Below are 25617 nucleotides of genomic sequence, written 5' to 3'. Positions count from 1 at the left end.
GAAATTTCGTTAACTTACTGGATTATATTACAATGATGCGCCACGTGCTTTTATTCTCTTTTGCCACTCCTCTCCTTCTTTTTTTATATCTATTCCCGCAGCGGATAAGTAGTTGTTGATACGGCCCTTGTACTTGCCAAACCATTCATGCTTTTTCTTAGATGTTTCGGCATCCATTGCATGCTCACGTGCTTCTGTTAACCAGATGAGTATTTGTTTCTTTTGCGCTTCGGTAAGATTAGGCAGCATATCCATATAAGCATTGTAGGTATTGGGCAATACGTTATAGGTCATCCCGTTCTTTACTTTATCTACCTGGTCGGCAGTTAACAGTGCGGCTAATTTTGACACGTATTGCTTGTGCAGTTCTTCTGTTTGCTCTGCCGCTTCTGACTGGATGGTTTTTACACGCAGGTCGAGCATGCCCTTATCTTCAATGGTACGCTTGGCAGTGCTGATGCCCGAATCACGCTGCGTTTGGATATTGTTTAAGGAGAAGTATTGCTGCGCAATAACCTGTTGCACGTCGTTTGCTTTGGCAGCATCGGTAACATGTAAGGAGGTTACAATTTTGGCAGCGCGTTCGTTTATCACTCTTAAGTAGGCTGTATCTTCATCGTTGCGGGCAAACAAAGGCATCGTTACGGTAAAAAGGCAGCATAACATCGTTATAGAGGTCTTCAGCAATCGTTGCATAAATTATTATTAGTTTCTGGCTTTACAATGATAAAATTATCGTTACCCGAAACGGGCAACAATGTCAGATTCTATTATTATGATGGAACATTTTACTATTTCACAAAGTTTTCCGGCCGCACATTTTCCGCATAATATTTCACCGATTATTTCCAGTCACTAGCCGTACAAACACAATATTCCATCACAGCGACAGATCTGCCTTTTGCTGATATGCCGTTGCAAGATACCGCTTATTGCTTATAATTTGCTGATTTCCAGCTTATGCAGGCCCGATCCCAGCGCTATCTTCACCACACCTTTTCCACTGCGCACCACTTGTTGTAGCGCTTTTCCGTTTTGTAATATCTTACCACCAGCCGGAACGGGCACATATACCGTTGCGGAAGCATTACCCGGAATGTCAAAATCAAATACCACACCTGCACTATTTTGCTGCCAGCCACTGGTTACAGGACCATATACACTCTGGTAGGTAGCTTTTGCATGATCGATGCCATTTACCAGCTGCGGACGTATTACCAGCTGCTGATAACCTGTAGCGCTTTCTTCCTGGTTAATGCCGGCCAGGCCTGCATAAAACCATTCCATAATATGCCCCAGCATCAGGTGGTTATTGGATACTTCTTTTAACGCCTGCCACGATTCGGTAAGCGCTGTAGCGCCCTTTTTCAACTGGTAGCCATAGCCGGGCACATCATCGCGGTTGTTCATTTCATACAGCAGTTGGGAAGCCCCACCCTCCTGCAATGCCTGCACCAGGAAATGAAAGCCGATATCCCCGGCAGTGAGCTTGCCGCCACCGGCCTGGATAGAGTCTACCAAATTATTGAAAACAAAGGTTTTATGCGCTTCATCTACCAGTCCCACGCACAAAGGCATAGCCATTGCCGTTTGGCTGCCGGTGGAATACACATGCGTAGCGGCATTATAAAAGCGGGTGTTAAAGGCAGTTTTAATAGCAGCCGCCTGCTGTACATAGCCAGTGGCCTCGCCGGTGTTTTTTAATAAAGCAGCCACTTTGCTTAATAAAGCCACATCGTAATAATAAATGGCGGTGGCAGTAAGTGCTTTAGGGGTGAGTTGGGCTACGCCCGGCCTTTGCGGTCCCAGGTCGTACCAGTCGCCCAATCCATAATCCAGTATTTGTTTATCCGCCCTGCTTTGCAGGTAAGCCACATATTTTTTCATCATAGGATACGCCTGTCGCAACAAAGCTGTGTCACCATACCATTTATATACCAGCCACGGCACAATCACGCTGGCGCTGCCCCATTCCGGCGAGTCTCTGAAACCGAAACCATGATCATCAAAAAACACGTATTCCGGGGTGATATCCGGCACAATACCTTCCGGGGTTTGTGCATCCATCATATCCCACACCAGTTTCTTATATAAGTGATATACATTGATATTGTGTTGTATAGAACCTCCCATGAGGTAATCCTGTTCCAGCCAGCTTAGCTTTTCCCGGTGCGGGCAATCCGTGGCCACACTTTGCACATTGCTTTTAATGGCCCATTGTATCAATGTATCAATGCGATTGAACAAGGGGTTGCTACAGCTGAAACTTCCCGAAGCCGGCGCGCCATTGCTGGTGTGCAGCATGGTTAAGCCTGTTACCGTGGGCAGTTCGGTTACACTGGTAGCGCTGTCGGGCAACACTTCTACCTGCACATAGCGGAAACCATAGTAACTAAACCGCGGACGCCAGGTTTCTTCTCCATCGCCTTTTAAAGTATATAAGAAATAATACGGCTTGCCGGTGGCTTTTTGATTCGCCAATCCATCTTCCAGCAGTAGTTCGGCAGGGGTTAACTTTACAGCCTGGCCTTTTTTGCCCTTTACTTTCAGCTCTACAATACCGGAAGCATTTTGCCCGAAATCGTATACCGCTATGCCTGGTGCAGGTTGCTGTATGGTGCGCACCGCTAATTCCTGCTTTACAGTTACCGGGTAATCATTCTCGGCCTGGAGTATACCCCTGGGTGCAGTTACCTGTAAAGCAGGTTTCCATTTGGCTTCTGTAAAACCAGGCTTATCCCATCCCTGCTGTTCTAAACGGGCGTCGTACTCTTCACCGCTGTACATGCTGCTGTAGGTTATAGCTGAAGGCGCTGTTTTCCAGTCCGGACCAGACACTATCACATCCTGTGTACCATCTGTATAGGTTATCTGTATTTTACACAGCAACTTAGGCATGCCATAAGCCGTTAACAGTTTAAAATACTTTTCCCGGTTAATATAGTAAAAGCCTGTGCCTACAATAACGCCAACGGCATTTTTGCCTTGCGTGATCCTATTGGTAATATCGTAAGTATTGTACAGGCAACGTTTATCGTAAAATGTCCAGCCTGGTGTTAAAAAGCCGGTTCCCACTTTAGCACCATTTACATTCATTTCATACTGGCCTAGTCCGCTTACAAAAGCCAGCGCCTGTGCTACCCGTTTGGTGGCCGCGAATTCCTTGCGAAACAAAGGAATGGTAGCCCGCTTTACCACACGGCCTGCGGGTATTTTCTTTTTATCGGGGGAATGCACACCAGGCACAACCCGCATACTATCTTCCAGATCTTCAAAACCAATCCATCGGGCATTACTCCAATCCTGCATATCAAACAATGCAGTAGTGAATTTTGCGACCTGGCTCCAGGCCGACACGCCGCCGTTTTTATCCCACACACGCACCTGCCAGTAATACGTATGGCCGGGTAATAGTTTTTTTCCTTTATATATAAAGTTTACCGATGCACGTGTGGCAACCTTACCACTATTCCATACATCGGCTTTGCCTTCTGATAACAAACCTGGGTTTTCGGCCACCAGCACCTGGCAGGCCTGCTGGACTATATTACTACGCTGCGAAAGCAGTTGCCAGCCAAAAACGGGGCTTTCAGCGCCTATGCCTACGGGATTGGTAAAATATTCGCACGTTAATTGTTGTACCTGTACGGGCTGTGCAGAAAGGACGGATACAAAAAAAACATTCACAATGGCAGAAACAATTCTATACTTCATCTGGTTTTTCGTTAGTTTTAAACCTTGATTGGGCCGCTCAAAATACAGTTTAATCAGAATCTAACTGTCATGCCGCCTGCAAAAAAATAGTGATAACGATTGCGGAAATAGTATTATTTCCCTGCTTCAAAGTGCTTTATGGAAGAGAACAAAAAAGGACGCTCGCATAAAAACGTATGGTATGGTCAGGGACGCCAGCGTATTGAAATTCCTAAACCCGTATTGAAATCAAGAGTACACTCCAACCCCTGGTTACAACAATTACATATTTGCGGCTTAGGTTATTATCCCAAAGCCAACGGGCATTATACTTATCGTAAAAAGGGCTTGCCCGAAAACTTCCTGTTCTATTGCATCGATGGTAAAGGCTGGTATAAACTGGGCGATAAACAATTTAAAGTAAGCGCTAACGAATTTTTTATACTGCCACAAAACGTAGAGCATTCCTACGGCAGCGATGAAGACAACCCCTGGACCATTTACTGGGTACACTTTGGCGGCAATTACCTGCCAGAGTTCAACAACATGCATGCTACACGGGAATGTATGAAGCCTACGTATATTAAAAGCAACGAAGATATATTTACTTTATTCACCCGTATATATAAGACACTGGAACTTGGTTACAGTACCGATAACCTGATGTTTGCCAATATGTGTTTGTCGCACTTTATTACATTATTTATATATAATGCCAAACACACTACACAAATACCGCACGACAGCACAGACTGTATTGACAGCGCTATCGTGTTTATGCAGGAACATATCAGTGATAATATTACATTGAACGAACTATGCCAGCATTATAATTATTCTCCCTCCCGCTTCTCCGGCCTGTTTAAACAGAAAACCGGCTACGCCCCTATCGATTATTTTATACAAATGAAAATGCAGAAAGCGAGTCAGCAATTAGCGCTCAGCAATCGCTCTATCAAGGATATTGCACTAAGCATGGGCTTTGATGATCCCTATTATTTCAGCAGACGCTTCCGGAAGATTATTGGCGTGCCCCCTACTACGTACAGGAGCATGCGGCAGGAATAATACAGCTGTAGCGATCCTCCCCACTCCTGTAGCGGCAAGTTTGGCACTGTGTCTCGTCCTGAAATAGCTTGACAGTTAAGAGCCTAAATCTGAAAAGAAGATGGCTAAAAACAGTCAGATCAAGAGTTTTAAAAACGTAATTGGGGTGAAGCTGAGTGATGATCCCCGTATCAATCATTACGAAGTAAGTTTTCGGCGCTGGCTGGCGCGTGAGATTCATTATGGACGCGTTAGCGTAGCTCAGGCAACGGTTGAATTGAGTATAAGCGACACACAGATTCGTTTGATTTGTAAGCAATATCCTCCTGAGGTAGTAACTTTACCTGCAATGACTGAAGCGGAAAAAAAGAAGCTGGAAGAATTAGAGAAGCAGGTAAAACTGCTTCAAAAGCAGCTTGAACACGCTGAGATCAAGAATATTGCCCTCGAAACGCTCATTGATGTAGCGGAAAATGATCTCAAAATTCCCATCCGAAAAAAGCCTGGTGCCAAACAGTGAACCTGCTTACAGAACTGCACCCTCATATTGGGGTAGGTCAGTTTTGTACAGTGTTTGGCAAGACCCGTCAAGCCTGGTATTATGCTACACGCACCCAGGCTGAGCAGGAAATGACAGATTCTATTGTAGTAAAAATGGTGAAAGAAATACGGGAGGAACAACCTCGCTTGGGTACCCGTAAGCTCTACTATCTGTTGGAACCTCAGCTACAGGCGCATGGAATTAAAATGGGCCGTGATGCTCTATTTGATATGCTGGAACGCTATGACCTGCTTATCCGTCATCGCAGACGGCGTGCTATTACCACCGATAGCAACCATCCTTACCGTAAATATGATAACTTAATACAGCACTTGATATTAACAGGTAAAAATCAACTTTGGGTTAGTGATATTACCTATCTGCGAGTATCAGAAGGCTTTTGCTACCTGAGTCTTGTAACTGATGCTTTTAGTCGTAAAATAGTTGGCTACCGCCTGTGGCCTAATCTGGCAGCGCGTGGAAGCATAGAAGCGCTAAACATGGCTTTAAATGAACAGCAGCCTGGGCGGAACATGCTCATACACCATTCTGATCGCGGTGTACAATACTGCTGTTCTGATTATGTTGGACAGTTGCAAAACTATCAGATCAATATTAGTATGAGTCATAAAGGAGATCCCTATCAGAATGCAATAGCAGAGCGGGTTAACGGTATTCTAAAGCATGAATATAGTCTTAATAAAGAGTTTGAAGATCTAGTTCAGGCCACCAAAGCTGTACAGGCTGCCGTAAACTTATACAACAGCCGCAGACCCCATGATAGTTTAAGTTATCTGACGCCGGACCAGGCACATGAACTAACCGGAATAATCAAAAGGAACTGGCGGACTTACAGTAAGCATATTATTAAGAATCAGGACTTAGAAGTAAGCAACGTAGGATTAGGGAAGCTCTGTAACGCCAAACAGGATTAAGTTTATCATAAACAGGACTAAGCGCAAGCCTGTTAAGGAAGCCCGGATGAGCTGGCTGGAACGTAACAAAAAACAGGATTTTGAGAATCCTGTTTTTGACAGCAGGTTTATGCGCTCATCCTGACAGATCAGGATAGGATCACTGAGACCCCTGTAAACTGATGTTAGAATTAAATTTTATCTTGCAACAACTACTTATTATTAACTGCTCTCTACTGTCAAGTTTTTTTAGGACGGGTCAGTGGGGCTCATCCCCACTGCTATGGCGATGAGTCTGGCAGCTATGGGGCTTATCCCCATTACTGTAGCGATGAGTTTAGCAGCTATGGGACTCATCCCCACTACTGTAGCGATGAATTTAGCAGCTATGGGGATCATCCAAGCTACTGTGGCGATGAGTTTAGCAGCTATGGGACTCATCCAAGCTACTGTGGCGATGAGTTTAGCAGCTATGGGACTCATCCAAGCTACTGTGGCGATGAGTTTAGCAACTATGGGGATCATCCCCACTACTATGGCGATGAGTCTGGCTACTGTGGGGATCATCCCCACAGTAGCTTGGATGATCCCCACAGTAAATTTCAAATGACCAAAAGTCGCTAAACCAACCTCCAAAGCACTGACAATGAATTTGATAGCTCGCAAAGCCGGCCATCAGTAAATTTCACCCGTTTCAATATCTACCCGGTGTAAGGCATCCAGCGTATACTTGGGATTTTTGTGTCCGGCAAATAACTCTACCAGCATGGGCTGAAAACCCAGGGGCGCTCCATCACTATTATAAGGCTTTGTGGTAAAGCGCAACAACGATTTGGAGATCCCATAGAACTCGAACCCGTTTTGAATACGTATAAGTGGAAAATAAAACCCGGCAGATTGTATCCAGAAACGACTTCCATCAGAAAATCCAAAAACATCTTTACTAAAAACCTGGTTTTGATGAGAATCCCATAACGTTTTTACATTGTCCTTTTCTTCCCGTACAGTAAAATTTCCGGGTAAAGCAGGGGCATTGTTTTTCCACTCTTCAAACGAAGTATAAATTCCTTTTGTAAACCCGGTAAATGACAATAACCTATGTACATTGGCAGGGTTTGCATATCGCTCCTGTAATTGGGAAAATGTATACTTCTTTCTTTGTATAATCCGGTTAAAATCAGCACTGTTTAGTTTCAGGGATATAAGTTCCGTCATTTCTTCCAACGCATAGCTCATTGCTTTTTCTACCTCTATCTCTTCTAATTCTATTAAATAAGAAGAGTCGATACGTAAAGCAGGACAATAGTCTTCTGCCTGCTTGTAATAACACTCCAGCTCCACTTTCAAACGCATTAAAGCATGCTTCTTGCCCATTTTCCCTTCCCAAAGCGTATCTATTTCGGAAATCATACATTTCTTAATAAAACAATGAAAACTACCTTCTGCACTATCGGAGATCTGCGGATGAAAATACTCCGACAAAAACGTGGTATATTCCATAGCAAGCCCGTGAGCAGGCTTTAGTTTATTTGATTTAACATCAGCACCATTCCAATGAAATGGCCTTGCTTTGAAAGCAAAACAAACATAGGAAGTATCCAGCCTTACATCATAAGCATGCATAGACTTTATGGGCAATAACGACGAGTATTCAGACTGCCTGGTGGTTTTTAATTTACCATCCATCACTTTTATCCTGGAAAGTTTAAGACTATCGTCTTTATACTTTTTATAATCCTGTGACAAGGCTGCTGTACAAACCAGCAATAATAGAAGATGTAATAATGTGTTTTTTAAGAGTCTCTTTTTCATAAACAGCTGTAAACGATAAAGCCCAAATGTAAAACATCTAGGCTTTATCAGGATTGTTCCTTAAAGGTTCAGGGTTGTTGATAGAGCAAAGAAAGGAATTTCCCTGAATAGCATTGGCGTGAAAAATCACGGTACCCAACGTTTTTTTTAGCCGAAATACCCCATTTTGCTCCATTTTAACAACCAGAACTCAATTCAGCGTTAGTTTCCTAGTGCAAAACCACTACTTACAGATACATAATAGATAACATGATATATTACTCATTCTTCAATATACCACTTGTAACCAATCAACTCCACTTTACTCCATTGCATATAACCGCAACCACACACTAGCACCTTTTTAGAGGTAAACCACTATATTTTATCGTTGGAAATACTCATTTTTGCCGATTAACTGAAAAAATACTGCTTATTATTCCTACACCACACATATTAAATATATCTTCATACCCAAACCATATAACTAATACTTATGAAGTTCGTGAAGACCTTAGCTTTTGTGGCTTTAGTGGCTACTTCTTTTGTAGCCTGTAAGAAAAATGATGAAACGCCGGCTCCAACCGCTCCGGTACTTGGATCACTGACCTATAATAGCAAAACTTATCAATTAGATTCAGCTTCTGCTGTATTATTTCCAAGTCAGGGTTATACAGTGCTTTTTTTATCCAATGTAGGATTTTTGAAGATTTATAATGAAGATCCAAGCCAAAAATACCATGATGTAAACATTTACTTTGCATCATCTGGCCTGGTTGCAGGTACTTTTACCTTCAATAACGACAGTGCTACATTTAACGCGGCTAAAAACTTTTTCGCAGCCTACGTTGATTTAGACTATGATGTTAAAACAGACACTGGAACTTCTTTAGAAGCTACCAGCGGTACAGTTACCATTACCAAAACGGATGACACTACTTATTCTATTACTTATGAACTCGTAATGGATGATGGTAAAAAAATCACCGGCTCTTTCAAAGGCGTTCCTAATGGCTACCGTTTAGGATAGTCACTAATGATATTATTTAAAGAAAAGCCATCTCCTGCGAGATGGCTTTTCTTTTGTTATTAAGTGCGAACTACGCTTCAATATTTTTATGCAAATCATCCGGATTTCTTCTGTTATCCCAATAAGTTTTACTTCCGTTATGTTTGATCCAATACTCGAGTATTTCCCGTCTTGCTTTCTTAGCAGTTTCAGTCCAAACTATCCGTTTAACCATTCTTGCTCTTCCCGGTTTAACTCTTCATCAGAAATCAACCTACCATTCTTTATGTCCTCCATGCTACCATGCAGCATTTCCTTTTGGCGAGGACTAATATTGAAAGTAGTTTTTTCCAGATCAACCATACCAATCAGATCATTGATCTTTTCCAATAAGGCAACGTCCTGTATGGAAATTACCTTATCTGAGATGTTGTATGTAAGTGGATCTACAGCCATGAATCGCAATATTTTCAAATTTAAGTTACGAAATAAACAGCAAGAATCCAATTAACTGATAATCAATACATAGCTACACATTACTTTTATACGCCTGCTCCACGCACTCCATCGTATAAATAGCATCTTCCACTGAATTATCCGGCTTTGCTATTTTGCCCTCCACAGCAAGCATCATTTGTTCCATGGAACCAACAAATGCATGTGGAAACCAGCTGCCCTCTATAGCTACTGTTTGCCATTCAGCAGGCTGCCCTTCGGTTAACTGAATGTATTCAAAACGGTCAGGTATACCATGCGGATAATTGATCAATGAGCCTAGCGTGGCTTTGATGGCCCCTTTTGTGCCCTCGAATTTTACGTAAGCATGTTGATTATGCAGGCCAAAATTATGGCCATGGTTGGTGAGGATGTTGGCCCGCAACCAATCGCCATAATCCATAATAATATTACTACGCACCGATGCCAGCTGTGGCATGGAAGGATGTTTGGTGGTTTTGGCCAATATACCGGTGGGATTGCCAAAGAAAGAACGCACCAGGTCGATATAATGAATGCTATGGTATAATATTTCTACGCGCGGGCTTTGATACAGGAAATCCCACAAATGCCAGGGCGTGTATACGTTTACATTCACTTCAATATCACACAGTTCGCCTATAGTGCCGGCGTTAATTAACTCGCGGGCAGCTTTGATAAAGGGAGCGTACCGCAGCTGAAAATTCACCCCGGCCCTTTGTTGCTTTTGCCGGGTAATGGTCAGTATTTCCTGTGCTTCTTCCAGGTTATTGCCCATGGGTTTTTGCAGCAGTACATTGGCTTTTTCCGGAAGCTGTTGCAGCACCTGCAGCATGGCTGTGGCCGGAAGGGCCACATCATAAATAGCATTACCAGGGGCATGCTGTATCAATTGTTGCAGCGAATCAAATACATGGGGAATAGCAAAGCGGGCAGCGGTGGCTGTAGCTTTGGATAAGTCTTTGTCATAGATGCCTGCCACCTCATATCCTGCCAGCCGGTAAGCCGGCAAATGCGCATCATTCACAATACCTCCTGCACCTATCACATAAATGGGAACCATACAGCTAATCGTTTATTCTGATCTTCTTCTAAAAAACTATGATAATGAGTTTCCATAGCTGATAACCAGCACGGAAACCACCAATATAACCAAAGCCAATGCCAAAACCTGCCGCATGCGGTTGTTAGCGCCTGCCCATTCTTTTAATAGTAAACCGGCTACTGTGCTAAACAGCACCAGCATAATCATATGTATAGCCCAGCTGCTGAATTTATATTCTCCCATGTTCACATGTCCCAGGCCGTAAAAAAAGAACTGCCCGTACCATAACAACCCGGTAAGCATGGCCATGGCATAATACACCCACAAACGGTCGGGTATAGCGCGGTACTGCTTCCAGGTATGTTGTTTATTATGTAAGAACAAACAATATAAAGCGGAGGTAACAAAAGCGCCGGAGTTAGCAAACAGGTATACAATGTTTATCTGAAAATCACCCGCTCCATAACGCGCTGCAATATCTGCCATAGGTTGCGCATTGGCCAGCGCAAAACCGTACACCGCTGATAGCAAGCCCGCCAGCAAACAGATAGGCAATCCTTTTGACAGTGAAAAGGTACTTTTTGCAGGCTGCTCACCGGCCGCTATAAACTTTTCTTTATAGCGACCAGCCAATCCGCACAGTGCAATACCGGCTACACCAATAGCCATGCCCAGCATAATGTAAGCAGCTCCCTGTTGTTTCCATACACCAGCCAGCTGCCCCGTTAACAGCGGAGGTATGATGGTACCGAGGATACAGGATAATCCTACAGAAATAGCATATGTGAGTGAAAAGCCTACATAACGTATAGCAATGCCAAAGGCGGTTCCGCCAATGCCATAAGCCATACCAAAGGCAAATGTTTTCAGCATTAATTCCGTGGGTATTTCGCGCAGTACCTCTGTTAAAGAAGGAATGGTAAGCAATGCGCCCACTATAGGCAACAATAGCCAGCATACAAACGCCTGGGCCAGCCAGAACGTTTGCCACGACCATTGCGTGGCTCTTTTTTGCGGCGTATAACAGAGGGCCGCCGACGACGCGCCTATAGCATGCAAAATCACTCCTGTTATTACGCTCATATTACAAGTTATAAAATCGTTGTGCGTTTGTGTAAGCCAGTTTTTGTTGTGCTGCTTCTCCCGCAGTTTGTTGTAAAGCTTTGCGGTATTTATGCCAGGTATCGGCATAGCTGCCCGCCAGTAACGACACCGGCCAATCTCCTCCTAAAAAACACCGGTCTTCCCCAAAATGCTCCAGTACAAAAGCGATATAGGGTTGAATATCTTCTGCCTGCCAGTGCGGGTTTTGAGCAGTAGTTCCCAGCCCTGATATTTTTATATAGAACTGTTCATTTGCTGCCGCCTGCTGCATCAGTTGCCCCCAGCGTCCAAACTTTTCTTTGCTGGCTACAGGTGGCTGATTCATATGATCAAACACCATACGCAGGCCCGGCACCCGTGCCGCTACTTCCAGTGCCGTTTCTATATGTTGTGGCAATACTCCCACCACATCATAAGGCAGGCCATATTTCACCAGCACTTTCAGGCTGTTTATCACACTGCTTTGCAACAACCATTGTGCATCTGCTTCGTCATGTATTAAATGACGTATACCCTTGAAATAAGTTTGATGGCTATAATACGCTTCCAGTAACTTTTCGGTAAGTGCTGTATTGGTAAGGGGCAACCAACCTACCACACCTGTTATCCAGGGTGTAGCTGCCGCCACCTGCAACATCCAGTCTGTATCACGTATATCGCAGGCCGCCTGCACCAATATGCCTTCTGTAACACCTGCTTCCTGTATCTGTGGAGTAAGTTCTTCTATATTATAGTTGCGATGAAGTAGGGAAGTATCATTTTTCAACCAGTCGTAAGAAGCCTGTTGCAAATTCCATACATGGATATGTGTATCAATACATTTCAAGGGCGTGACAATCGTTATGAAAAGCTAATATATACCAATATTTTAATTTATCATACAAGCCCGAATTGTTTTTCTATCTGGAGATTGTGTTCGCCCAGCAAAGGCGCTCCTTTATCGGAAGTAAGCAAGCCGCCATCCATATGTATAGGGCAACGCGTAGTTTTTACCGTAAGCCCATTGCTGGTTTTCACCTGCAATTCCATGTCCAGCGTCTGATAGCCCTCCTGCTGCAATAACGCATCGTAATCCATTACCCTGGCGCACCAGATATCAGCAGGCTCCAATATACTCATCCAGTAATCAGCTGTTTGTGTAAGCAGATGACTGGCCAGTAGTTTTTTAATTTCATCGCGGCGGGTGAACCATTCTGCCGGATTCGCAAAATCAGCCAACGGCTGGCACTCCAGCAGCTGCCCCAGTTGCAGGATATTACCCATAGCCAACGCCAGGAATCCCTCTCCTGTTTGATAAATACCATATGGCGCGCCCAGGTAGGCATGTCCGCCATTGACCTCGCTGCGTACCGGCAACTGCCCACCATCGTTATAATAACAGGTAAGCACTTCAAACTGGTAGTCCAGTGCGCTTTCCATCATACTTACCTGCACCAATGCACCTTCGCCTGTTACCGTGCGTTGATATAATGCCGCCAGTATACCCTGCGCTATTTGTGTACCGGCCAGAATATCTACTACCGACACGCCCATAGGTGTTGGCCCCTGGGTGCTGTTATTACTTAACCAGGCTAAACCGGACAGTGATTGCACCAGCAAATCCTGTCCCGGCAATCCTTTCCACGGCCCTTCTTCGCCATAACCGCTTATTTCGGCATATACAATCTGCGGGTTAATGGCTTTTACGGTTTCATAATCTAAACCCAGGCGACTCATTACACCGGGGCGAAAATTATGCAGCATCACATCAGCCTTTGCCAGCAGCTGCTTTATCCGTTGTAAGCCCGCTTCTTCTTTTAAGTCCACCGCATAGCTTTGCTTGTTGCGGTTAATGGTATGAAATATAGTTGATTCTCCTTCTATTACCACATCCGATACATACAGGTAGCGCCCTATATCGCCCATTCCTGGCTTTTCTATCTTTATCACCTGTGCGCCCATATCGGCCAGGCGTAAGCTGGCAGAAGGCCCTGATAAAAACTGGCTGAAATCTACAATAACAATATCCTGCAATGGTTTCATCAGGCGGTGGTTGTGGTTAAAAATTCCCGGGTTATTTGTTTGTTATGCTCTCCTACTACCGGCCCCGGTGTAGTGGAATACAGCTTCTGGCCATTGATGCGAATAGGGCAACGGGTAGTAATTACCTGGGTGCCATCTTTCATACGCAATGCCTGTTCCATCTGCAGGCGGCGATAGCCATCCTGCTGCGACAGTTGTTGCCAGTTCAATACTTCCATAGCCCACAGGCCTGCTGCATGTAGCTGCTGTTGCCAATAGGAAGCTGTATTAGTAAGCAAATGTTTGGCTATACATTCTTTTATTTCATCTCTTTTGCTAAAAGCATCCTGCGGACCGTATTGCAGCAGATCGTTACACTGCACTGCTTTCGCCACTTGTTGCAGATCGTTCATAGCAATGGCTATATAACCGGCATCTGTAGCATAAATACCATAAGGAGCGCTTAACAGCGGATGTCCGTTATTGATGTTGCTACGCTGCGGCTGTTTGCCACTGGCATAGTAGGTTGTTAACAGTTCAAATTGAAAATCGAGCAACGATTCCAGCAAGCTGATCTCTACAAAAGCTCCCTGCCCTGTTTTGCTGCGGCGGATTAATGCTGCCAGTATACCCTGTACCAGTTGCGCACCGCATAGGGTGTCGCCAATAGATAAGCCAAAAGGCACCGGGCCGTTTACCGCATCGCCGGTGGTATAAGTAAGCCCGCTCATGGATTGCAGCAGCAAATCCTGCCCCGGTCTGTTTTTCCAGGGACCACGCTTGCCATAGCCGCTTATTTCGGCATAGATGACACGTGGATTAATAGCCTGTACTTCGGCAAAGCTAAGACCCGCTTTTTCCATTACACCCGGCCGGAAATTATGCGTAATCACATCTGCCTGTGCTATCAGCTGCTTTACCTTTTCCAGGTCATCGGCATTTTTTAAATCGGCGGCAAAGCTTTCTTTATTGCGGTTGATAGTATGAAACAACAAGCTGCTGCCATCGGCAGCCCATAAGTTTTTTATAGACAACTTACGCCCCGCTTCTCCTGTTCCCGGACGCTCTATCTTAATTACCCTTGCTCCCAGATCGGCCAGACGCAAGCCGGCTGAAGGGCCGGACAAGTACTGACTGAACTCTAAAACAATTAATCCTTTCAGCGGCAATGCACTCATAATGACAACTTAAATAATTTATTATGGCTGAAGCTATTTACATACATATCGTTGATTTGCTCCAGCACCACTTCGGGGTTTCCGCCATATTGCAGGTAAGCCTGTAAAGGATCGCCTGCATGATCCTGAAAATGAAGATACCCATTATAGCGGGGTCGCATATACCCTCTTTGCATAGTGGGCAATACTGCATGAAAAAAATTATTTGTTAACTGGTTAGCCGCTTCATTCTGCCATGCCTGTAAATGCCCCGGCTGTCCGCCATGCTGCACATAGAAGGTAGATTGAAAAGAAGGCGACACCACTTTTTCGGCATATTGTACTGCCAGTTTAGCGTGCTGCGAATACACAGAAACAGCGATACCCGTACCACCAATAGTGCTACGCAGCAGCCCCGTTTTACCAAACGATACCAGGTCGGTATAGGTGAGTAATTTACTGGCATATCCTTCCCGCGCATAGTTAGAGTAACCGTATGCAAACGGGCAGTACCAGTATTTGTCGCCGGTGCTCATGGCTTCTGCTACGGCAATAGGATTGTAACGGAACATTTCCTTAGGTAGCAGTGAATAAAACTCACGCATGGTTTCCAGCACCCTTACACCGGTAGGGGTATCAATTACTTCCTGCGTATCCTGGAACGGTTCGCGGCCATGCGCCAGGCAAAACATATAAAAATTCATCAACAGATCAATAGGAATGGCCGGAGCGGCTACACGCCCCATGCGTGCCAGACGCAACACCTCTTCCCAGGTAGTGGGAACAGGCACTTCGTTCTTTTGCAACAGGTCGGCCCGGTAACTGGCAGCCGGAGTAGCGGCATCAATAGCCAACGCCCACTGATGCCCGTTAACGTTATAGCTTTCATGCGATTGCCCTACAGAATACTCTGCCTGGTTGGCCAGGTATTCTTTGCTCAGGTACCTGTCTAAAGGAAGCACACACCTGGCATCGGCAGCAAACCCCACCCAGGGATGATCTATGATAAGCAGATCGTATTGCCTGATCAGGTTTTCAATAGGCTGATCGGCAAATTCCTGCAATGTTCTTTTCTTCCAGATCACTTCCACATCGGGATGCAATTCATTAAAACGTTGTGAGGCGGCTAGCAATGGTGTTATCCCCCTGCTATGCCCCCATGTAATTCCTTTTAATACTATTTTGGGCATTGCACTTATTTTGGTTATTTTTTTTGAGCCAGTAAAATGTGTTCACAAACCATTACTGTTTCTTTTCGCTGATTAAACGCTTCTACCAGTTCGGTAACCAGTCCAAACCCGGGCTTCTTATGATCCTTCAGGTCTTTAATAGTTACTTTTACCGTAATCGTATCCCCTATAAACACCGGTTTTATAAAACGCAGCCGCTCATAACCATAGGTCATAGCCACTTCATTAATAGCACCTGCCGTTAAGCCTACTGCCACACTGAATATAAGGGTACCATGCGCCATCCGCTGTCCAAAGGGTTGGGCTTTACACCATTCCGCATCCATATGGTGCGGAAAAAAATCGCCGGTTTGTCCGGCATGAATCACAATATCAGTTTCGGTTATAGTGCGCCCATAGGTTTCCCGTGTTTCTTCCAACACGAAATCGTCGAAGTATTTCCTTACCATCATACAGCAATCAATTGTATAGTTTCCTGCTACTAATGTCTTACAGAATGCAGGCGTGTACAATACACAATTCATTCATTTTAATGGATTATTTTATCAAACCACTTAAACAAGTGGTTAATTCCGTGCAACGGGTGTAATAAAAGCGAACAACAGGCAGTGGGTACAGAGCAGCAATAGCCTGATTGTGAAACAATTGTACATCTGGCACGTTTTGCGGTGTATTTCAGACTGTTATCCACCAAAAAAGGCATTATGCAATCTATCTATTTTAAAACCGCCTGGCGCAACCTTTGGAAAAAGAAATTTTATACCGGTATTAACCTGCTGGGCCTGTCTATTGCTTCTGCCGCGTTTTTGTTGTTGATCTGCTATGTAACCTTTGAACGCAGCTATGAAAACTTTCATCAGCAGGCTAACAATATATACAGGGTAACACTTAACTTATATAAGGGATCGGAATTTGTGGTTACAGATTGTGAAACCCACCCTCCCCTGGCTGCTGCTTTAAAAAACCAGATGCCCGAAGTGCGCGATGTTGTACGTATACAAAACCTGGGCACCAGCGAATTAAAAGGCACCGATAAACCCTTGTTAAGCAGTAAAGCTTTTGCAGCAGACCCATCGGTATTTTCTATTTTCAGTTATCACCTGTTAAAAGGTAATCCCCTGACTGCACTTGCTGCCCCCAACCAGGTGGTGATAACAGAAAGCATGGCTAAAAAGCTGTATGGCAATGCGAATGTAATAGGTAAGTCATTGTTGCTGAATGGCACACCCACTGCCATTACCGGCGTGTTGGAAAACGTTCCGGCCAACACCCACCTCAGGTTTGACCTTCTGTTATCGTTTCCTACACTTGTAGAAAAAGGATTTGACCTGAACAGCTGGGATGGCAATAATAACTATACCTACCTGTTAATGCAACCTAATACCAACCTGGCGCAGTTTAACAGCAAGCTGAAAGCATTTTCACTGAACCAGAAACAAATACACGACAGAATTTTTACGGCAGAACCTATTACCGACATTCACCTGTATTCGCATAAAACCTTTGAGCCGGATGTAAATGGCAATGCTAAAACTGTCAATTATTTATTCCTCATCGCCATTCTTATTTTAGTTATCGGTTCGGCCAACTATATCAATTTAACCACTGCCCGCTCCGGCGAAAAGCAAAAAGAATCAGGCATCAGGCGCATACTTGGTTCAACCCGCACTGGGCTGGCAGGTTTGTTTTTTACCGAGTCTTTTATTATTAACCTGCTGGCCATAGCAGGTGCGCTGATACTGGTAAAACTGGCTACTCCGTTATACGCTTCTATTGCCGGTTACGATACAGCACATACGTTATTCCGCTCTCATGCTTTTTGGATAGCACTCATTTTATTGTTTGTATTAAACAATGTGCTTTCTGGTTTGTACCCTGCCTTTGTTTTATCTAAAGTAAAAGCTGTAGTGGTAACACAACGCAGCTTTACCAGTGCCTTACAAGGCAACCTGCTTCGCAAGACACTGGTAGTTGCCCAGTTTGCCATTGCCATTATTGTATTTACCTCATCTGTTATTATTTACCAGCAGTTATATTTTGTAAAGCACCAGCAACTAGGTATGAATATAAACCAGGTGCTTACCATAAAAGGGCCAGACTTAACAGGGAACGACTCGTTAAACGATTTACGCACACAGGTATTTAAAAATGAACTGGCAAAAATTCCCGGGGTTGCAGCGGTATCGATGACCAATTCTTTACCTGGCCTTCCTCTTTCTTCTTTAAGCACCCAAACGGGGGTAAGACGTTGGGAAGAAACAAGATCGCCTGGCTACAACTATTACCTGTATTCATTTGACGCAGATTTTATTCCCTTGCTGGATATGCAAATGGCCGCGGGCGAAAACTTTGTAAAAGGATTGGATAATAAAGGAAAAGTCATTATTAATGAAACGGCCTGTAGCAGGCTGGGCTTTGCTTCTGCCGCAAGCGCTATTGGCAGAAAAATAAGGGCCAATGGCCAGGAAAAAACGGTAGCAGGGGTGGTAAAAGATTATCACCAGCAATCGTTGAAAGAAGCGCACCTGCCTATGATACACTGGTTTTCCAATGGCAATCCCGGCTTCTTTGCCTTGAAGTTACAGAGTGCCGATATGCCTAAGATACTGGCCCATGTGCAACAGGCCTGGGCCAGCAGCTTTGCCGATCATGTGTTTGATTATGCTTTTTTGGATGATACTTTTAACCAGCAATACAAAGAAGATGTGCAGTTTGGCAAAATGATCAACCTTTTTGCGGCACTCACTTTACTCATTACCTGCTTAGGCCTGCTAGGGCTTACCACCTTTAACACCGCCAGGCGTACCCGCGAAATAGGCGTTCGTAAAGTATTGGGCGCCTCTGCACAAAGCATTGTTACCCTGTTGTCGAAAGACTTCCTGCAGTTGATATTAATAGCCATTGTTATAGCCATTCCGGCCAGCTGGCTGGCCATGAACAAGTGGCTGCAAAACTTTACTTATAAAATACATATCAGCTGGTGGGTATTTGCTTTCACAGGCATACTTACCATAGCATTAGCCCTGCTTACCATCAGCCTGCAATCGATAAAAGCAGCTATGGCCAACCCGGCTAAGAGTTTAAAAACGGAGTAGCAGCTTAATGCTGTTGCCATACGATTACATCTGCCCTCCTGCTTTCCGGCGTTACTTTCAGTTGCTGCACTGTGCCATTGACCACGGTGGCTTCTACGGTGGTGTTATAAGGCGCATGCAATTTAAAACTGGCATTCCAGCTGGCGGGCCATGCAGGTAATAAGTATATTTTTTTACCATCGGTTTGCATCAGCATTTCCTGCAAACCAATCATACCCGATCCGCCCCAGTTTTGATCCGGCGTCCAGTCAAAACCCGGCCCCCAGAAAGCCGGGAAGCGGTGTGGCCCGTTAGCCAGTTTCAACAGGTTATACTGTGCTGCTTCTGCTGTTAATCCCAGTCGGGCAGCGAAAATATTATACTGCCGCCAGCCTACATGACTGCGGTATTTAATTACCTGCGGATCGTATTTCCAGGTGTTGATAGCTGTATCTAAGCCAGGCTTGCCTATTCCAAACAAACCCCAGGGATATACCGGGTATAGCTGCGGCGCTTCGGAATTTTGCACCCGTTGCCACAATTGGGCGGGGGATAATGTGGTATGTCCCTCACACTCCCTGAACGGGATAGGCGGTATCCGTTTTAACATAGCTGCCCACTTATCGCGCTGTGGTGGAGAAAGGTAATGTTGTGGCAACTCCTGCATGCGGGAAAGCACCACTGTTAATGCCGAAATAACCGTAGTGGAGTTATACGTCATTTTATAGGTTTCTGCAGCCGAGCCTGGATAAAACACATAGTGCCCTTCTTCATCAAACGCTTTCGCGCCCAGCTTCTTAGCCAGGTATTGGTAGTGCTCGTCATAAAAAGTTAAACAGCTTTCTATGAGCGGAATATAAGCAGTAATATCTTTTCCGGCATATCGCTCGGCTTCCAGTATCATCAAACAGAACTCGAAAGAAGTTTCCCACAGATATTCCAGCCAGGCATTGTATTCCATACCTGCATCATAACCTGCCGGGCGTTTGATACCGTACTCTGCAATATTGGGCAAACCAAAGTTTTCCATCTGCTCGGTAAAGCTGGCCCCGTTGTGGCCCCAGTACACGTGCGTGCGCAGTTCGGCATTGTGCAATGCATTCCTGTAAAAATCAAACTGCGACGGCATCATATCTATATCGCCACTTTTTAGCATGGGGAAATACACCAGTCGCTGATTTTGAGCAGTCATGGTGCCACCACCCCACAAACGAAAATCAGCATTGTAACGGTACTGCTCATTGGCATACTTTGCATCAAACGTAAACAAGCCACCATTAGACTTGGTAGGATAAGCACCGTAAGCATTGCACCCCAGCATATAACGAAACAGCTGGTAATTGCGCCCCATTGCCTGCACACTGTCATTATCACTATCTATATAGATATAACTTCTGTTCCAGAACTGTTTCCACCAGGCTGCGGTTTGGGCCTGCGCTGTTTTTCGTTGCCTTTCTGCATCCGCAGCAATCTGCTGCAAGCCGGTTTTCCACGCATCCAATGTAGATGTTTGCCCCACATGCAGGCCCAGCTCTATTTCGGTGTTTCGTAATTTCCTGTTGCTTTTTAATATCCAGGCGCTATAGGTGGCGCTATCATTTGTTACCAGCAAGTTGCCCGCTGCCTGCATATTACGCCCCTTCATATAACCGCCAAATGTGCGGTTCCTTACCGGGTTCCAAAGGCTATCCTTTACGGCGTTCAGCTGCTCCATCTTCACCGTATAATCAAAGATGTTTTCCACATCATTCCTGTTGCGATGATAAAACAACACTTCATCGCCTTCAAAGGCTATTGCATCCTTATAGGTGATCACCGAAAATTTCTGTGGGAATTTGTAAGAACTGGCGCGGAGCTCTTTATCAGCCATTGCACGATCCTGGTAACGCCAGTTTTCATACACCGCGTTCACCTCTGCTGCTTCTTTACTGTTAATGGCAACATGCACTACCGGCCTGTATACATCCACCCATATATGAATAGTAGTGTTGCTTCCTGTAATTTGTATGCTGCCATCCTGTAAACGTAATTGTTGTGTAAGGTCTTTTGCACGAAAAGGCATAGAAGATAGCGACACCCGCACCCGCCCTAATTTAAGCATGGTGTTATTTTCATCAAAGGCACCGCTGCGGGCAATGTAAAAACACAAAGCATCCTCTTCTATCCATACGTTTAAACCAATATCGCCACCACCACAGGGCATGGACTCAGAGGAGTTGCCACCCGGTTTATGTTGCCAGGTAACATTGTACCGGGATATATCATTAGCCTGCTGACACCATGCGGTTACAGCCGTAAAAGTAAGTATGCAAAAAAGCCATGCCTGTTTCATGCCCGGTTATTGAACAAACTGTAAAGTACTTTTTCCCAGATCGGCAGAAGTAGCCACTGCAATACCGCGCTGATCTTTATTGTTTACCGCGCAGTAGAAATGATATACTACGCCGTTATACTTTACTACAAATGATTTATGGGCAAATTTACGATCGTAATCTTCCGAAGAATGCACCAGGTCATCCCCCTCCCAATCTGTCCAGTTTACCAGGTTGTACGAGCAGGCAAAACGGTTAAAAGCATCCTTCCGGCCTTTCCAGAAAGCACCAAAATAAAACATCACCCATACATCGTTGATCTTACGAATAACGGGGTCGCCGGTAATTCCCTGCGAATGATGTACTACCGGCTCTGTTTCAAAACGCTGCCAGTGTTCCATATCGTCCGATACGGCCATACCTATACGTTCGTACCATCTTGTTTTGATATTATTGGCAGCAGAATCGCCGTTGGCATTATAATACATTACAAACGGATGGCCGGTGGTTTTGGCCTTATCCCATATAACCGTGCTTTTAAACAGCTTGCGGTTTTCCCACCATCTTACGGTAGAATCGGTAGCGGTTAAAATGGGGGAAGGCAAACGCTGCCACTCCTTACCACGTAACAAGTTCTTTTGGGGTGTATAAGCAATGCCCAAAGCCAGCGGCCCGGCTTCATAGCCTTTTACATTACCGGCAAAGTACGACATCCAGTATTTTTGCTGATAGGTTTGTAAAGCATAACTGCCATTCCATTCATACTCCTGCAAAGAAGGATAGCCAGCCTTATGCACCCCATCCCATTGTGTGCTGTCGGAGAAAGATAAGATACGCGTTCCCGCACTCCAGTGCAGCAGGTCTTTGCTGGTAGATTGCCAGGTTTCATACCCTGTGCCATCAAAAATAACATAGGTCATATACCAGAGATTACCCTGCCTGAACACGCTGGGACAATCCATCTTTTTGTTATTGTTATCGGGAACCAGTACCAGTCCGTACTTATAAGGTGTTTTCACCTCCTGGTACACCTGTTGCATTACCGCCTGGGGTACCGTAGTAGCTTTTGTATTATTCTGCGCCGTAGATTCTGTTATTACCAGTGCACCCAGTAAGGCCACTGCAAGCATCGTGTGTAACCTGTTCATACCTCGTAAAAATAGCATAATAAGCCCGGCGTACAATGGGAGGTTTTACTATGATAATGGATTATTTTGTTATAACTTTAAAGTAAACACCTAAAATTCCAATATGTCTAAGCATGCTTCGATTCACTTGCACACCGCTGCCATAGATTATACAGTTTACAATAAAGCTTTGCAGTTGTTGATACAGAACGGATGGAACATTAACCGGCATGAAGTTTTTGCCGTTATTGCGGAAGGCGCACTGGACTGGGAGGGCGAAAGCCATGAAAACGTAGAATCCCTGTTTACCCGGTTACAACGTGGCATTGAACAAAATCATCCTACCGCTATCGACCTCGTTTACACCGGCACCCAGGCAGGCCTGAGCCTTTGCTATGTAAACCCCAACGAACTGCGGCTGGACCTTACGGATGAAGTGCCTAAAATACCCATAGCTGATTTGCCGGATTATACCTGGTACCTGGAACGGCTGATACCTGTGTTTCCTTTATTGCATCACCCAAAAGTTACCTGCACTTACGAATAAGCCAGCTGCTATTCTGCCCCTTTTATAACCGAACGCTTTTTGTATTAAAAGCGTACACCGCCACTGCACACTATCCACCCAACAACCTCTATATCAATACTTTGCAAAAGGGCATATTACTGGTAGTAAAAGCTGTATTGTAAATAGGCAGATGATGTTACAGAACCACCTCAAAACAGCCGTGCGCAATTTGTGGAAGCATAAGCTTACCACCCTGATCAATGTTTCCGGGCTGGCCATTGGCATCAGCGCTGCCCTTATCATATACTTATATGTTCAAAAAGAACTCACTTTTGACACGTATGAGCCCTCTCGTAACCATATTTACCGCATAGTATCCACAGGCCCGGGCTGGCACTCACAAGGCACGCCCTCTCCTATGCACCAGGTAACTACTTCACTCACAGGAGTAGAAACGGTTTCCGGCTTTTTTCTCTACGATGGATGGCAGAATAAAGTAGCTATCCCCTCTGCTAACCAGCTTCCACCAACCGTATTTACAATGGAAGATGCGCCTGTTTTTGCAGATGGGAACTATTTCAGCATCTTTCCCCGTCAATGGCTTTTTGGCAATGCCACAGCGAGCCTTCACTCTCCCGGCCAGGCTGTGCTTACCGAAAGCAAAGCGCAACTATACTTTCCCGGTGTGGCTTTGCAGGATGTGATAGGCAGAACGATTGTATTTAACGACACGGTTACTGCTGTTGTTTCGGGTATAGTAAAAGACCTGACAGCCAACAGCGATTTTAATCATAAAGCCTTTCTTTCCCTGTCCACTATCCCTCACAGCAACCTGCAGACTTTTTTTAACTGGAACGACTGGACAACCATCAACTATATATCGCAGGTAATGATACGCCTGCTGCCTGGCACTACGCCAGAAAAAGTAAATGAGCAACTGGCTGCCATTGCGCAAGCACACAAAACAGGCGATAAGTATGCGGATGAGTCGCGCTACCTGCTGCAACCTTTATCAGATATTCATTTTAATCCTGATTACGATGGACACACCAGCAAGCAAACACTCCGCAACCTGGTGTTGCTGGGCATTTTTCTATTACTGTTGGGTGCTATTAATTTTATTAATCTATCAACGGCTCAGTCTATCTTTCGTGCCAAAGAAATTGGTGTTCGCAAAACATTAGGCAGTTCTAAAAAGCAACTGATCTTTCAGTTTTTAACCGAAACACTGGCGCTTACCTTACTGGCTGTTATCATTTCCTATATACTATCTCCCTTCCTGTTAAAAGCCTTATCCCTGTTGCTGGAAGAAGAGTTATCCTTTGGCAGTCTTAACCAGCCACACATATTATTGTTTTTGCTGGCATTGACAGTGGTAGAAACAATAGCGGCCGGCTTATACCCTGCATTAGTGCTCACCCATTTTAAACCGGTGAACGTACTGAAAAATCATATCAATGCTATTGGCCACAGCCGGGGCTCGTGGCAACGAAAAACGTTGACCGTATTCCAGTTTGTGATAGCACAGATATTTATGATTGGTACACTGGTAGTGCAGCAACAGGTAAAATATTCTATTCAAAAAGATGTAGGCTTTAGAAAAGAGGCTGTTGTATACGGCAACCTTCCGTTTCAGCACAACAACCCCGACAGCAGACACCTGTTGTTTCGCGACAGGCTGCGCAAAATACCAGGTGTGGAAGCGGTCAGTGTTAGCAATCAATCACCCGCTTTTATAGGAAACATGAGCAACCGTTTCACCTTTGCCCGGGGAGCGGAAATAAAAGATCTGCTGATTGATATTCGCTGCGGAGATACCGGCTATTTAAACCTGTACCATATTCCATTGATAGCAGGCCGCAATGTATTACCTACGGATACCGCTACAGAATATGTAGTAAATGAAACCATGACCCGCATCATGGGCTTTGCCCATCCGCAGGATGCTATAGGCAAGTATTTGAACAACACTTATCCTATAGTAGGTGTTATGCGCGATTTTGATGTAAGCTCGGTACGGGTGGGTAAGAAGCCAGTGCTGTTCTTTTCCGAGCCTGGCCATGCCAGTACTATTAATATTGCCTTGCAAGGCACAGCTGCCACTCAGCAAAAAACGATGGCTACTATTCAGCAGGCCTTTAAAGAACTATATCCTGATGCCGATTTCGAATATCGTTTTATGGATGCCAGGATTGCGAACTTTTATAAAGCAGAACGCAGGATATCCCAGATACTCACCTGGTCAACCGCTGTTTCTGTGCTTATCAGTTGCCTGGGTTTACTGGGGCTGGTAATGTTCACCGCCAACCAACGCACACGCGAAATAGGCATTCGCAAAGTATTGGGAGCATCTGTATTACAGATCATATCCCTGTTATCGCGCGACTTTGTAAAACTGGTGGCTATTGCCTTTGTAATAGCAGTACCTATTGCTTGGATAAGCACTTATAAATGGTTGGAGAACTATGCTAGCCATACACAACCCGGCTGGTGGCTTTTTGCTATAAGTGGCATATTAATGCTGTCTGTGGCATTGCTGATATTGAGTGTGCGGGCAGGAAAGGCAGCTATTGCCAACCCGGTTAAAAGCTTACGGTCGGAATAACAGTTCGCATAGAGTCTGCACCCAT

The 25617-nt window shown here is 44.8% G+C and carries 21 protein-coding genes; 8 read left to right on the top strand and 13 right to left on the bottom strand.

Features of this window, described 5'->3' with window-relative positions; genetic code table 11:
• Positions 1 to 27 precede the first annotated feature (27 nt).
• Together FLA_RS05730 and FLA_RS05725 are read right to left on the bottom strand one after the other, a co-directional pair.
• The gene (locus tag FLA_RS05730; RefSeq protein ID WP_197705860.1) at positions 28 to 696 is read right to left on the bottom strand and encodes a DUF3826 domain-containing protein; all 669 of its coding nucleotides are present in this window, start codon (positions 694 to 696) and stop codon (positions 28 to 30) included.
• 240 nt (positions 697 to 936) lie between these two features.
• The gene (locus FLA_RS05725; RefSeq protein WP_076380200.1) at positions 937 to 3714 is read right to left on the bottom strand and encodes a family 78 glycoside hydrolase catalytic domain; all 2778 of its coding nucleotides are present in this window, start codon (positions 3712 to 3714) and stop codon (positions 937 to 939) included.
• A gap of 138 nt (positions 3715 to 3852) precedes the next feature.
• Between FLA_RS05725 and FLA_RS05720 the strand changes: the two genes are divergently transcribed.
• From FLA_RS05720 to FLA_RS31120, 4 genes are all read left to right on the top strand, one after another.
• Positions 3853 to 4761: an AraC family transcriptional regulator gene (locus FLA_RS05720; RefSeq protein WP_076380201.1), complete on the top strand. Its 909-nt coding sequence runs from the start codon at positions 3853 to 3855 to the stop codon at positions 4759 to 4761.
• A 100-nt stretch (positions 4762 to 4861) separates the two neighbouring features.
• The gene (locus FLA_RS05715) at positions 4862 to 5260 is read left to right on the top strand and encodes a hypothetical protein (protein ID WP_076383029.1); all 399 of its coding nucleotides are present in this window, start codon (positions 4862 to 4864) and stop codon (positions 5258 to 5260) included.
• The gene (locus FLA_RS05710; RefSeq protein WP_096510712.1) at positions 5257 to 6216 is read left to right on the top strand and encodes an IS3 family transposase; all 960 of its coding nucleotides are present in this window, start codon (positions 5257 to 5259) and stop codon (positions 6214 to 6216) included. Before FLA_RS05715 ends, FLA_RS05710 begins: the two co-directional genes overlap by 4 nt.
• Before the next feature lie 262 nt (positions 6217 to 6478).
• A complete protein-coding gene (locus tag FLA_RS31120; protein ID WP_144264186.1) occupies positions 6479 to 6805 on the top strand; it encodes a hypothetical protein in 327 nt (108 codons plus the stop codon).
• A gap of 65 nt (positions 6806 to 6870) precedes the next feature.
• Here FLA_RS31120 and FLA_RS05700 read toward each other — a convergent pair whose 3' ends face one another.
• Positions 6871 to 8007 carry a hypothetical protein gene (locus FLA_RS05700; protein ID WP_144264187.1) on the bottom strand — a complete coding sequence of 379 codons (1137 nt, stop codon included), beginning with the start codon at positions 8005 to 8007 and terminating at the stop codon, positions 6871 to 6873.
• A 475-nt stretch (positions 8008 to 8482) separates the two neighbouring features.
• Here FLA_RS05700 and FLA_RS05695 point away from each other — a divergent pair, with 475 nt between their 5' ends.
• Complete coding sequence (locus FLA_RS05695; protein WP_076382577.1) at positions 8483 to 9016, top strand: hypothetical protein; 534 nt, start codon at positions 8483 to 8485, stop codon at positions 9014 to 9016.
• Between the two features lie 198 nt (positions 9017 to 9214).
• Here the strand turns inward: FLA_RS05695 and FLA_RS05690 are convergent, their stop codons facing one another.
• From FLA_RS05690 to FLA_RS05655, 8 genes are all read right to left on the bottom strand, one after another.
• On the bottom strand, positions 9215 to 9451 hold the full coding sequence (locus tag FLA_RS05690) for a hypothetical protein (RefSeq protein WP_076382578.1): 237 nt from the start codon (positions 9449 to 9451) through the stop codon (positions 9215 to 9217).
• 73 nt (positions 9452 to 9524) lie between these two features.
• Positions 9525 to 10532, bottom strand: a complete 1008-nt coding sequence (locus FLA_RS05685) for a Gfo/Idh/MocA family protein (protein ID WP_076382579.1) — start codon at positions 10530 to 10532, stop codon at positions 9525 to 9527.
• 36 nt (positions 10533 to 10568) lie between these two features.
• Positions 10569 to 11597 (bottom strand): L-rhamnose/proton symporter RhaT, encoded by a 1029-nt coding sequence (locus FLA_RS05680; protein ID WP_076382580.1) that lies wholly within the window; start codon positions 11595 to 11597, stop codon positions 10569 to 10571.
• Between the two features lies 1 nt (position 11598).
• On the bottom strand, positions 11599 to 12444 hold the full coding sequence (locus tag FLA_RS05675) for an amidohydrolase family protein (protein ID WP_076382581.1): 846 nt from the start codon (positions 12442 to 12444) through the stop codon (positions 11599 to 11601).
• Positions 12445 to 12494: 50 nt separating this feature from the next.
• On the bottom strand, positions 12495 to 13640 hold the full coding sequence (locus FLA_RS05670) for a CaiB/BaiF CoA transferase family protein (RefSeq protein ID WP_076382582.1): 1146 nt from the start codon (positions 13638 to 13640) through the stop codon (positions 12495 to 12497).
• Positions 13640 to 14797: a CaiB/BaiF CoA transferase family protein gene (locus FLA_RS05665; protein ID WP_076382583.1), complete on the bottom strand. Its 1158-nt coding sequence runs from the start codon at positions 14795 to 14797 to the stop codon at positions 13640 to 13642. Before FLA_RS05665 ends, FLA_RS05670 begins: the two co-directional genes overlap by 1 nt.
• Complete coding sequence (locus FLA_RS05660) at positions 14794 to 15966, bottom strand: ABC transporter substrate-binding protein (protein WP_076382584.1); 1173 nt, start codon at positions 15964 to 15966, stop codon at positions 14794 to 14796. The genes FLA_RS05665 and FLA_RS05660 overlap by 4 nt, the downstream gene beginning before the upstream one ends.
• 14 nt (positions 15967 to 15980) lie before the next feature.
• Complete coding sequence (locus tag FLA_RS05655; protein WP_076382585.1) at positions 15981 to 16418, bottom strand: MaoC family dehydratase; 438 nt, start codon at positions 16416 to 16418, stop codon at positions 15981 to 15983.
• A gap of 252 nt (positions 16419 to 16670) precedes the next feature.
• Here FLA_RS05655 and FLA_RS05650 point away from each other — a divergent pair, with 252 nt between their 5' ends.
• Positions 16671 to 19061 carry an ABC transporter permease gene (locus FLA_RS05650; protein ID WP_144264188.1) on the top strand — a complete coding sequence of 797 codons (2391 nt, stop codon included), beginning with the start codon at positions 16671 to 16673 and terminating at the stop codon, positions 19059 to 19061.
• 4 nt (positions 19062 to 19065) lie between these two features.
• On the opposite strand, the gene FLA_RS05645 is transcribed toward FLA_RS05650, so the two are convergent.
• Both FLA_RS05645 and FLA_RS05640 read right to left on the bottom strand, forming a co-directional pair.
• On the bottom strand, positions 19066 to 21372 hold the full coding sequence (locus tag FLA_RS05645; protein ID WP_076382587.1) for a DUF5703 domain-containing protein: 2307 nt from the start codon (positions 21370 to 21372) through the stop codon (positions 19066 to 19068).
• 6 nt (positions 21373 to 21378) lie between these two features.
• Positions 21379 to 22500 (bottom strand): glycoside hydrolase family protein, encoded by a 1122-nt coding sequence (locus FLA_RS05640; protein WP_076382588.1) that lies wholly within the window; start codon positions 22498 to 22500, stop codon positions 21379 to 21381.
• A gap of 103 nt (positions 22501 to 22603) precedes the next feature.
• On the opposite strand from FLA_RS05640, the gene FLA_RS05635 reads away from it, so the two are divergent.
• Both FLA_RS05635 and FLA_RS05630 read left to right on the top strand, forming a co-directional pair.
• Positions 22604 to 23026, top strand: coding sequence for a hypothetical protein (locus FLA_RS05635; protein WP_076382589.1), 423 nt, complete (start codon positions 22604 to 22606; stop codon positions 23024 to 23026).
• Between the two features lie 151 nt (positions 23027 to 23177).
• Complete coding sequence (locus tag FLA_RS05630; RefSeq protein ID WP_084206545.1) at positions 23178 to 25592, top strand: ABC transporter permease; 2415 nt, start codon at positions 23178 to 23180, stop codon at positions 25590 to 25592.
• Positions 25593 to 25617 lie beyond the last annotated feature (25 nt).

The sequence above is a fragment of the Filimonas lacunae genome (assembly GCF_002355595.1).
GTDB lineage: Bacteria > Bacteroidota > Bacteroidia > Chitinophagales > Chitinophagaceae > Filimonas > Filimonas lacunae.
Note: the sequence above shows the minus strand (reverse complement) of the source record. Positions and strands in the feature narration are given on the sequence as shown.